Source organism: bacterium SCSIO 12844 (assembly GCA_024397935.1).
Classification (GTDB): domain Bacteria; phylum Pseudomonadota; class Gammaproteobacteria; order Francisellales; family Francisellaceae; genus M0027.
In genome coordinates this window covers 1,737,038-1,747,793 of the sequence record CP073743.1, presented here as the reverse complement: position 1 = coordinate 1,747,793, position 10,756 = coordinate 1,737,038, and the positions used below count along the sequence as shown (strand labels likewise).

Genomic DNA, 10,756 nt, shown 5'->3' with positions numbered 1-10,756 from the left:
ATATTTTAAGAGATGATTTATCATTTTAAAAACTTAAGCAGTTAGCTATATAGCTATATTCTTTTAGAAATTTCAGCAATTGTCTCAGAAGCATAGTCACCACCAATTTCAATACCTAATTGACGAGAGATTCTAGTTGCTGAAAAAATCCCTCTTAACATTTCTTCTTCATTACGACAGACTTCATAAACAAGTAAATGGTGAAGGTTTTTTTCATGTAAAGCACGGGCAATATGGCCAACTCTAGCATTGCTTAGGTCTCGATAGTTTAAAACTTGCAATTCATCCATAGGCTTCATTAGCATCCAGACAGTTACTTCAGTCTGGTTAATACCATGATCTTGTGCGGCTTGTACTTTTTTCATGCCTAATATTTGGGCGCTGTTAATTAGGCCTACAACTTTATCATCGGCATCATCAATAACCAGTAGTGCTTTAACTTGAGATGATTGCATTTTTTCAAGTGCTTTTGAGACTAATTCTCTTTTATCAATGGTTACAGGAGGGCGAATATGAAAGTCTGTAAATACTTGTAAAGCAGGTGAGTCAGTTGTTACAACATCAGTGAAATTTTCTGGATGAAAATATTCTGTATGTGATGGCAGTGTGTGAAGTTCTAATTTTGCAAATTCTTTAAACATGTTGCTTAGTCCTTATTTGCTTTTTTATTTTTTATTGATTGATTAATATTATTATATCTTTTTTTTATTGCAGTTGTTAGTCATTTGATGGCGCTCTTTAAAAGATACTATACTAAGTTTAGTTGGTAATTTATTTTATTTTTATACTGCAATAACTTTTAAGCACATTTAAAATAATGTATTGTAATTGTCATTAAAGATAAAACAATATGAAATGTGAATTATGGGGCTATTTAACTGGATTAGTTTTATATTGTTAATTATAGTTGTTGGAATTTTAACATTTAAAAGCCAGAAAAAAACATTAAATACTGAATCATATTTTGTATCAAATAAAAAAACAGCACTTTTTGCATTGGTTGCAACTTTAGTGATGACAGAATTAAATACATCAACTCTCGTTGGCTTTGCTTCATTAGGTTATGGTTATGGTAGCTCTGCGGTTAGTTTATCACTTGTATTTCTATTTGGTTTAATGTTTTATGCGATTACAGTTGCAAAAAAATGGAAGGCATTTGATGCTGTAAGTGTAACAACATATTTTGACTATCGCTATAATAAGCTTATTGGGTTAATTGCCAAAATTATTTTAACCTTAGCAATGATCGGCTTTAGTGCAAACTATATTAAATCTTTAACATTAATCTTTTTACCTGTTTTTCCAAATTTAAATGAATGGTTTGTCAGTGGGATTTTTTGCTTAATTATGTCATTGATAACAATTAGAGGGGGATTACGTTCAATTATTCAAATTGATATTTTTAGTTTTTTAATCACCTTAGTTATCTTTCCGTTTTTATATTTTATGAGTTCTTTATCCGTTAAATCAGTTTCAACTACTCACTCTGTTCATCAAATGTTACCTAACTCATTATTATTTTCACTGATTATTATTACGATGTTTACTTATATACTTGCTCCATGGTATGGACAAAAAATATTTTCAGCACAATCTAAAAAAACAGCATTAAAAGCGGTTATTATTGCAAGTATCATTGTTGCTTTTATTTATGCATTAGCTATTTTAGCGGCTGCCAATCTTCAAAAAGACCCAAGTATTCATTGCCAACCTCAAGAAGCAATTCCTTATCTTATTCATTATTATTTACCTAAAGTTTTTCAAGGTATTGCTTATGCAATGTTATTTTTTATTGCTGCAACAACAATCGTAGGACTATGGAATACGATTGCATCGGTATTTATTGCTCATCGTGTAGAAGAAATTCAAAAAACGCCGCTTAAGTATAGTATACTTACTACATTGATTATTGCTATATTTTCTTATTGGCTAGCAAATGTGTTTATTGATCAAATTTTTGAAAAAATGGTATTAATGAATATTCCTATATCTGCATTGGCATTTTCATTATTAGGTGGATTTTATTGGAAAAAAGTCAACTCAATGGCGAGTCTAGTGAGTATTATCTTTGGTATATGTGGTGGTGTATTTTGTTATTTTTATTTTGGAGAACCTGTATATATGTGGTATTGGGCAGTATATGTAATACCATTAAGTTTTATTATGGGTACTGTTGTAACTATAGTAACTAGTAGTACATCTAAATTTTTAGTTGCAGCCAAATAATTTACCAACAGCAATAATCTTGCCTTGGTACTCTATAATTGGTGTGCGTTTGCGTAGCCATAGTGGGATCTGTTTTTCTTGAAAAATAATTTTCAGTTTATTTTGTTTATTTCTACCAATTGGACGACAATAATCATTAGCTTTACGAGCCCGAATAATAACATCTTGCCAATTGAGTTTATCACTATCAATTCCGAGGCTGTGAAGATCTAACTTTGTAATCGAGAAATCATATTCTTTTAAATTAATTACTTCACCAGACCATTGGATATGAAAAGATTCTGGGATCTCAGGTATATCTTTATATAATCTAAGTAAATCATTATAGAGAATTAATACATAGTCATTGAAATGTAGCTGCCAATTATTTTTAGCAAATTGGATAGAATCAATAAATTGATTCATTTTATTTCGATTTGGTGGGATTATATTTTGTTGTTTAATCCAAAGTCGAATAAGTTGTATTTGTTTAATTTTATCTAGTTTAAGCAGTGATAAGTGATCTAAATATTGTTCATCGATTAGAATAGATGTCAGGTCATTTTGTAAATATTGATCTAATAGTTGTGCAGTTTCTTGGCAAAAAATAGCAGATTGACTGATATTATTTAGTGCGTTAAAACGTTGATTTAATTTATTTACAATCTCATGGCGCATAAAATTACGATCAAATCGAGTATTATCATTGCTTGGATCATCAATCCACTTTAAATGATGATGATTAGCGTAAGCTTCAATGTTACTTCTTGGAATTGTTAATAAAGGACGTATAAGAGTATAATGATTAGTTGTACGAACACTAGGCATTGCAGATAAACCATTGACACCACTACCGCGCATTAAATTAAGCAAAAATGTTTCAACTTGATCATTTTGGTGATGAGCTAGATATAAATAATTACATTGATCAGCAGCTAATATATTTTCAAAGGCTTCATAACGCTTTTGACGTGCCCAAGCTTCAATACTGTTTCCTTCAGTAGGTGAGTCATTTAATTCAACGGCAATAAACTCGATACCAAGTTGTTGACAAAACGTCTCACAAAATACAGCCCAATCTTTAGATTTTTCTTGTAGGCTATGGTTAATATGAATTGCTTTGAGTGTAAATTGATATTGATTTCTAAATTTACTTAATGCATGTAAGAGAACAATTGAATCAATACCACCACTTAAGCCAATACTAATTTTATCTGTAGGGTACTGTTTTAAAAAGTCAGTTAATTTGGATTCGATACCATTCAATATAAAATCCTCGAACGAATTGTACCATCAATTGCTTTAAGTTTGGCAAGTAGACTCAAAGCAGTTTGTTGATCAGTTTCAATATCCATAACAACATAGCCAATATTCGTAGTTGTTTGTAAATATTGCCCAAGAATATTAATATTCGACTCAGAGCAGACTCGGTTAATTTGTCGCATCATGCCTGGTTGATTGACATGGATGTGTAATAAACGACAGCCATGATCATGAATAGGTAAAGAAGCTTGAGGAAAGTTTATAGAAGATAATGTTGAACCATTGTCTGAATAATGGATGAGTTTATCAGCAACTTCAACACCAATATTCTCTTGAGCTTCTATCGTACTACCACCAATATGTGGGGTTAATAAAACATGATCAAATTCAATTAAGGGTGAATTAAATGCCATTTGATTTGTTTCTGGTTCTTCAGGAAAAACATCAATAGCAACACCTAAAAATTTACCTTGTTTTAAATATCGATATAAGGCATTAATCTCAATAACATTGCCGCGAGAGGCATTAATTAGAACAGCATTATTTTTCATAAGCGCTAACTGTTCATTATTAATCATATTATAAGTTAGCTCGGTCTCTGGCACATGTAATGAAACGATATCAGAGAGCTTTAATAGTTCATCTAAAGAAGTAACCGAATTTGCATTACCTAATGGCAAACGATTAACAATATCATAGAAGATAACTTTTAAACCCAATGCTTCAGCAAGTACGCTTACTTGTGAGCCAATATGACCGTAACCAATAATACCGAGCGTTTTACCACGAATTTCATGACTATTGGTTGCTGACTTATTCCAAATACCTTGATGAAGTTGTGCATTTTTCTTTGGAATGTCTCGTAATAATAAGATCATTTGTCCAATGACAAGTTCAGCAACACTGCGTGTATTAGAAAATGGAGCATTAAAAACAGGAATTCCATATCGTTCTGCAGCTTGAACACTCACTTGATTTGTTCCGATACAAAAACAACCAATTGCAACTAATTTAGGTGCTTGTTTTAAAATCATTTCATTTAAATTACTGCGTGAACGAATACCTAAAATACGTGTATCTTGTAGTTTCTCTATTAATTGTTCTTCGTTTAAAGCACCTTTTATTTGTTCTATATTGCGATATCCAGCTCGGTGGAATGCATCAACTGCACATTGACTAATATTTTCAAGCAATAGAATTTTGATCTTATCTTTATCTAGTGAATGGGCCATAGGGTTATCAATTCCAAACTGGTTATTTTATACTGCAACTAAGCCTTTAATTGCTGGGTGATGTTGATATTCTAGTATTTCAAAATCTTCATAGTTATAGTCTTCAATGCGTTGAGGTTTACGTTTTATATTTAATTTCGGTAATGGGTAGGGTGTTCTATTTAGTTGTTCTTGAATTTGCTCTTGATGATTGTGATATATGTGACAATCACCACCTGAGAAAATAAATTCACCAACCTCTAAATCACATTGTTGTGCCATAATATGTGTTAATAGAGCATAAGAAGCAATATTAAATGGTACACCTAAAAATGCATCAGCCGATCGTTGAGTTAACATACAGGAAAGCTTATTATCTGCAACATAAAACTGGAATAATGTATGACAAGGAGGAAGGGCTGCTTTGCCTTGTTTGACATTTTCTTGTGGTGAAATAGATTCATCTGGAAGAACAGCTGGATTCCAGGCATTAACAAGTAAGCGTCGAGAATCAGGTTTAGTTTTAATCAGTTGAATGACTTCTTGGATTTGGTCAATTACTCGCCCATCTGGTGTATGCCATGATCGCCATTGCTGACCATAAACGGGTCCCAAATCTCCATTATCTAATGCCCATTCATTCCAAATACGAACACCATTATCTTGAAGATATTTAACATTAGTTTCACCTTTTAAAAACCATAAAAGCTCATATATAACACTTTTTAAATGAATTTTTTTGGTGGTGACTAAGGGAAATCCTTTGTTTAAATCAAAGCGCATTTGATAACCAAAAACACTTGTTGTGCCGGTACCTGTGCGATCTGATTTTTTAGTACCATGTGTTTGAATATGGCTTAAGAATTGAAGATATTGTTTCATGGTTCAAACTCCTTGATATCCTAAATAAGTTTTAGCATTAGGTGAGTATACTTTCACTTTATTTGATATGCGCCAAATGATAACTAGAATACCAAAAGCAATCATTGGCACAGAAAGTACTTGGCCCATAGTCATCCAATCAAATAAAACATAACCCATTTGTGGGTCTGGTTGGCGGAAAAACTCTGCAATAAATCGGAATAGTCCATAGAATAAGGCAAAGTTAGCTGAAATAATTAATCGTTGTCTTGGTTTCATTGAGATTACCCATAAAATAATAAACAATACAATACCTTCTAACAATGCTTCAATGAGTTGTGAAGGATATCGAGGTAATGGGCCACCAGTTGGAAAAATCATTGCAAAAGATGAGTCAGTGACACGTCCCCAGAGTTCACCATTAATAAAATTTCCAATCCTTCCAAATAACAATCCAAGTGGTACCATCGGTGCAAAAAAGTCAATTAAGTCGAATGCATTTATTTTAAGTTTATAACTATATAGTGCAAGTGCAAGCACAACGCCTAATAAACCGCCATGAAATGACATACCGCCATCCCATACACGAATAATAATCCACGGTGCATGAATAAAATTACTAAAATCATAAAAAAGCATATAGCCTAAACGACCACCAACAATCACACCCAAAGCACCGTAAAAAATAGCATCAGCAACTTGATTAACATCAATGGGAGAATAGGGTTTTTTAGCTCGATGGCGTCCTAATAACCAAGCGGAAATAAAACCTAATAAATACATGATACCATACCAATGCACTTTTAATGGACCGATTGAAAAAGCTATTGGATCAATTTTCGGGTAAGTTAGCATTAAATCCTTTATCCTATGATGATGTTATATTTTTGTTAGGCAATTATAGCGAATTATACATTAATTAGGCTATGATTGTTTAAAAAGAATATGAGAAAATTAATTAGCTTTTGGCAACGGTCAATTGCTATAATCGTTTAAGTATAAAAATAAAGTTCAAAGGAACATAAAAGATTGATAAAGCGTTTTTTATCCTTTTACATCGGGCTTCGTTATATTCGAGCTAAGAAGAGAAATCATTTTATTTCATTTATCTCTGGTGTGTCATTTTTTGGTATCGCATTAGGCGTTGCTGTATTAATTACCGTATTATCTGTTATGAATGGGTTTGATCAAGAAATCCGTCAAAGAATGTTGATTATGGTACCTCAAGCAACCGTAACGGGTTGGAATGGTCAATTAGATGATTGGCAAAATGTTTATAAACACCTAAAAGGTAAAGATAAAATCATTGGTATGGCACCCTACATTCAAGGCCAAGCAATGCTATCTCGAGAAGGGTTTTCGTCATTTGGTATACTGGTTGGTGTTGATCCAAAGTTAGAATCACAAGTATCGCCGGTTGGTGAAAAAATGACACAAGGTAGCTTATCAAATTTAAAAGCAGGGCATTATGGTATTGTTTTGGGAAAAGATTTAGCTAATTCATTAGGGGCAACGATTGGCAGTAAAGTGACAGTCATTGTGCCTCAAGCAACATTTTCTCCGGCAGGGTTTTTACCAAGATTAAAACAGTTTACTGTAGTTGGCGTTTTTAGTGTTGGTTATCAGTTTGATAGTGCTTATGCCTTAATGAATATCAATGATGCAGCAAAACTATTACAAATGGGTAAAAATGTTACGGGTTTACAGCTTAAGTTTCCATCACCATTTGATGCGCCCTATGAAGCAAAAGTATTAAATAATGAATTAATGCCAGCATATCAAATTACAGATTGGACACAGCAAAATACGAACTTCTTTAAAGCATTGCAAATGGAAAAAACAATGATGTTTTTTATCTTAGTACTCATTATTACAGTTGCTGCATTTAATATGTTAGCTTCTCTTGTAATGGTGGTAACAGATAAACAAGCGGATATTGCCATTTTAAGAACAATAGGGGCATCTTCAAGGCAGATTATGTCTATCTTTATTGTTCAAGGAACTTTAATTGGTATTATTGGTATTGTTATTGGGGTGGTTTTAGGTGTTATTTTAGCGATTAATACGACAGAAATTGTTAATTGGATACAGCAAGTATTCCATGTGCAGTTTTTATCGGCTAATGTTTATTATATTGACTTTTTACCATCAAAGTTAGAGTTATGGGATATTATTCATGTCAGTATTGTTGCTTTTATCTTAAGTGTGTTAGCAACCTTATACCCTGCCTGGCGGGCATCACGAATTCAACCAGCAGAGGCATTAAGATATGAATGATAATGTGATTATATCTTGTCAAAATCTTAAAAAATCTTATAAAGAAGGCCGGTTAAATACGCCTGTTTTACATGGTATCGATTTTGAGATTGCTAAAGGACAATTAGTTTCAATTGTAGGTACATCAGGCTCTGGTAAAAGTACATTTTTACATTTACTCGGTGGGTTAGATCAACCTACTGAAGGTGATGTTTTTTTAAATGCAAAACCTTTTGCAAAATGTTCAGCGAATAAGCGTGCTAGATTGCGTAATCAGTATTTAGGGTTTGTTTATCAATTCCATCACTTATTGCCGGAATTTAGCGCGCTTGAGAATGTCGCAATGCCATTATTAATTCGTAAATCATCCACTAAACAGTCATTGGCAAAAGCTAGGTTATTATTAGATGAAGTTGGATTATCTCACCGCATTGATCATAAACCTTCTGAGTTATCAGGGGGTGAGCGTCAAAGAGTTGCGATTGCAAGAGCTTTGGTTAATGACCCTCAGTGTGTGCTTGCCGATGAGCCAACAGGAAACTTAGATGAAGAAAATGCCCAACACATTGAAGAGATGATTTATAATTTAGCCAAGAAAAAACAAACGGCATTTTTAATTGTTACACATGATAATACGCTAGCACATCGAATGGATCGATGTTATCGATTAACCAGAGGGCATTTGGAAAACTAATATTTATCTAATAGTGATTATTCTTGTAACAAAAGAGCATTTGAATCGTATTTTAATTTAAACTAATATAACGCAATGCGTTTAATTTAAAATAAAGGAAGATAAATGCCAATAAATATATATGTTTTAGATTTTGATATGACCATTACAAATAAGCATACAAAAGGATATAAACTATCGGCTTTAGATATTCATAGGATGCTTCGTCCACAAGATAAAGATTATATCGATAGTCTTAATGATATGGTGGAGAACCCAGTAAATTATATTAATGAATCGTTTTTCATGTTTTTAGATAATTGCTTAAAAAATAATATTCCAATAAAAATTGCAACTGCAGGTCCAATCAGTAATGCTTTACATGTTATCAATCGAGGATACATAAAATGGTGTCAAAATAGTAATCAAATACCATGTAGGCAACAAGCATTGACTGAAGATGATGTAGTTGGTGCTGGTACTTTAATTAGTGGTCGTAAGGTAGGGTTAAGTATTGATGAAATTGATAAAGACTGTAAATTAGTCTGTTTACAAGAAATAAAAAATAGAGTTGAGAAAACTTATCCTGAAAAAGAAATTAATTATTACTTTATAGATGATAGTTTAAAAAATATCCCCACTGCATTAGACTTAGGAATGTATGCATATACGCCTATAGTAACTAGAGATATCTCCATACAGCCATCAGAAAAAATAAGAAGTTTACTATATAGTTTATTTTATGAATCAGAAAGAAAATCAACTATATCTTATCACGCTCATAATGTTAATAGAATTAATTTTATTAATTTACAAGAAAAAGTTGAAAGTAATAATATAGAAAATTATTTCGCTAAGCCAACTGAAATTAAACAGTTAGCATTTCCACAAATGCCATTTCAACAAAAAGGGCTAAATAAAGGGAATGCTATTGCGTCTTTTCAATCTCCTGCATATGGGTAGCCATCCACTGATAAGATTGATAAGATAATTCTTCTAAAGATAAACCTTTTGAATTAATTGGTTTACCAATAACAAGATCAATAGTGCCAGGTTTTATAATGCCACCTCTAGCAGGCCAGAAGCTACCTGAATTATGTGCAATCGGGATAACAATACTTTTAGTCATTTTTGCTAGTGATAATGCACTTTTATGAAACTTAGGGTGTTTTCCAGGTAGAACTCGAGTACCTTCTGGAAAAACAGTAATTGAGATACCTCTGCCTAATCGATCTTTGCCTTGAGAAATAACTTGTTTTAATGCCTGCATATTTTGAGAGCGATCAATAGCAATACTGCCTACAGAGCGTAATCCCCAGCCAAACCAAGGAATTGCTAATAATTCTTTTTTAAGTACAAAGCAAGATTTAGGTCCAAGACTAGGTAATACTAATGTCTCCCAAGGAGATTGATGCTTTGAGAGAAAGATACAAGCAGTTTCAGGTATGTTTTCTTTACCCTTAACTCGAACACGTAGCCATAAGAATATAAACATACCTAGTCGAACAAGCCTTGACCATAATCGACCAATAAAAATTCGAATTGATAGTGGTGCTTTTATTGCCCATAAAGTTACATTTAAGGTACTTAAAATAATTGTGATAACAGCAACATAAATTAAAAAAAGCCATTGCCTTAGCATTAATATAATATTAATTAAAAATTTCATTTAAACCTCTGATTTTAGCGTTTGTACGAAATCATATAGATTATCATAAATATTAATTCTAGCTTCAAGTTCAGGGTGAGATTGTAATGTTTTTTTACCTTTGCCTGATTTAACAAGAATTGGGGTAATATTAGCTGTATTTGCAGCTTGAATGTCTTTGTAAGAATCACCAACAAAAAAGACTTGCTTATTTAGGGGTATTGATAACTTGGCTGATATTTCTTCTAATAGGCCTATATTTGGTTTGCGGCATTGGCAGTTGTCATTAGGCCCATGAGGGCAGTAGGCAATATAGTGAATCATTCCGCCAAGCATTTTAACCTTATTAAGCATTTTACTGTGCATTTCATGTAAGGTAATAAAATCAAAATAGCCTCTGGCAAGTCCAGATTGGTTCGTTGCTATAGCAGTAGAAATATTAAGCTTAGTTAAATCAGTAATTGCTTGGATGCTACCTTGGATATCATGCCACTCATCTACAGATTTAATATATTGATCAGAGTCTTCATTAATCACACCATCACGATCAAGTATAACCAAAGAAGGTAAAATATTTTGTTTAGATAAATGATTCATCAGCTATAAAAAGTCTTTTTAATTTTTGAACGAATAATGTAG

The 10,756-nt window shown here is 32.5% G+C and carries 11 protein-coding genes; 4 read left to right on the top strand and 7 right to left on the bottom strand.

Going from position 1 to position 10,756, the window contains the following annotated elements; genetic code table 11:
- Positions 1 to 53: 53 nt before the first annotated feature.
- Positions 54 to 641, bottom strand: a complete 588-nt coding sequence (locus KFE69_08220; GenBank protein ID UTW41497.1) for a CBS domain-containing protein — start codon at positions 639 to 641, stop codon at positions 54 to 56.
- Positions 642 to 894: 253 nt separating this feature from the next.
- On the opposite strand from KFE69_08220, the gene KFE69_08215 reads away from it, so the two are divergent.
- The gene (locus KFE69_08215) at positions 895 to 2,226 is read left to right on the top strand and encodes a sodium:solute symporter (protein ID UTW41496.1); all 1,332 of its coding nucleotides are present in this window, start codon (positions 895 to 897) and stop codon (positions 2,224 to 2,226) included.
- Here the strand turns inward: KFE69_08215 and tilS are convergent.
- The 4 genes from tilS to KFE69_08195 are packed head-to-tail and all read right to left on the bottom strand — an operon-like array spanning position 2,209 to position 6,395.
- On the bottom strand, positions 2,209 to 3,471 hold the full coding sequence (gene tilS / locus KFE69_08210) for a tRNA lysidine(34) synthetase TilS (protein ID UTW41495.1): 1,263 nt from the start codon (positions 3,469 to 3,471) through the stop codon (positions 2,209 to 2,211). The genes KFE69_08215 and tilS overlap by 18 nt on opposite strands.
- Positions 3,468 to 4,700 carry a phosphoglycerate dehydrogenase gene (serA, locus tag KFE69_08205; GenBank protein UTW41494.1) on the bottom strand — a complete coding sequence of 411 codons (1,233 nt, stop codon included), beginning with the start codon at positions 4,698 to 4,700 and terminating at the stop codon, positions 3,468 to 3,470. Before serA ends, tilS begins: the two co-directional genes overlap by 4 nt.
- Positions 4,701 to 4,727: 27 nt before the next feature.
- Positions 4,728 to 5,561: a thymidylate synthase gene (locus tag KFE69_08200; protein ID UTW41493.1), complete on the bottom strand. Its 834-nt coding sequence runs from the start codon at positions 5,559 to 5,561 to the stop codon at positions 4,728 to 4,730.
- A gap of 3 nt (positions 5,562 to 5,564) precedes the next feature.
- Positions 5,565 to 6,395, bottom strand: a complete 831-nt coding sequence (locus KFE69_08195) for a prolipoprotein diacylglyceryl transferase (protein ID UTW41492.1) — start codon at positions 6,393 to 6,395, stop codon at positions 5,565 to 5,567.
- 177 nt (positions 6,396 to 6,572) lie between these two features.
- On the opposite strand from KFE69_08195, the gene KFE69_08190 reads away from it, so the two are divergent.
- The 3 genes from KFE69_08190 to KFE69_08180 all read left to right on the top strand — a co-directional run bounded on the left by KFE69_08190 (position 6,573) and on the right by KFE69_08180 (position 9,432).
- Entirely contained in the window at positions 6,573 to 7,817 is a 1,245-nt protein-coding gene (locus KFE69_08190) for a lipoprotein-releasing ABC transporter permease subunit (GenBank protein UTW44039.1), read from the top strand.
- Entirely contained in the window at positions 7,810 to 8,490 is a 681-nt protein-coding gene (gene lolD / locus KFE69_08185; protein ID UTW41491.1) for a lipoprotein-releasing ABC transporter ATP-binding protein LolD, read from the top strand. The genes KFE69_08190 and lolD overlap by 8 nt, the downstream gene beginning before the upstream one ends.
- Positions 8,491 to 8,595: 105 nt before the next feature.
- Positions 8,596 to 9,432 (top strand): hypothetical protein, encoded by an 837-nt coding sequence (locus tag KFE69_08180; GenBank protein UTW41490.1) that lies wholly within the window; start codon positions 8,596 to 8,598, stop codon positions 9,430 to 9,432.
- Here the strand turns inward: KFE69_08180 and KFE69_08175 are convergent.
- Together KFE69_08175 and gmhB are read right to left on the bottom strand one after the other, a co-directional pair.
- Positions 9,398 to 10,138: a 1-acyl-sn-glycerol-3-phosphate acyltransferase gene (locus KFE69_08175; GenBank protein UTW41489.1), complete on the bottom strand. Its 741-nt coding sequence runs from the start codon at positions 10,136 to 10,138 to the stop codon at positions 9,398 to 9,400. The genes KFE69_08180 and KFE69_08175 overlap by 35 nt on opposite strands.
- Positions 10,139 to 10,714 carry a D-glycero-beta-D-manno-heptose 1,7-bisphosphate 7-phosphatase gene (gene gmhB, locus KFE69_08170; GenBank protein UTW41488.1) on the bottom strand — a complete coding sequence of 192 codons (576 nt, stop codon included), beginning with the start codon at positions 10,712 to 10,714 and terminating at the stop codon, positions 10,139 to 10,141.
- Positions 10,715 to 10,756 lie beyond the last annotated feature (42 nt).

Bases quoted from the DNA above. Each gene is read 5' to 3' on its own strand.
- KFE69_08220 (UTW41497.1), bottom strand. From the start codon at position 641: ATGTTTAAAGAATTTGCAAAATTAGAACTTCACACACTGCCATCACAT.
- serA (UTW41494.1), bottom strand. From the start codon at position 4,700: ATGGCCCATTCACTAGATAAAGATAAGATCAAAATTCTATTGCTTGAA.
- KFE69_08200 (UTW41493.1), bottom strand. From the start codon at position 5,561: ATGAAACAATATCTTCAATTCTTAAGCCATATTCAAACACATGGTACT.
- KFE69_08195 (UTW41492.1), bottom strand. From the start codon at position 6,395: ATGCTAACTTACCCGAAAATTGATCCAATAGCTTTTTCAATCGGTCCA.
- lolD (UTW41491.1), top strand. From the start codon at position 7,810: ATGAATGATAATGTGATTATATCTTGTCAAAATCTTAAAAAATCTTAT.
- KFE69_08180 (UTW41490.1), top strand. From the start codon at position 8,596: ATGCCAATAAATATATATGTTTTAGATTTTGATATGACCATTACAAAT.
- KFE69_08175 (UTW41489.1), bottom strand. From the start codon at position 10,138: ATGAAATTTTTAATTAATATTATATTAATGCTAAGGCAATGGCTTTTT.
- gmhB (UTW41488.1), bottom strand. From the start codon at position 10,714: ATGAATCATTTATCTAAACAAAATATTTTACCTTCTTTGGTTATACTT.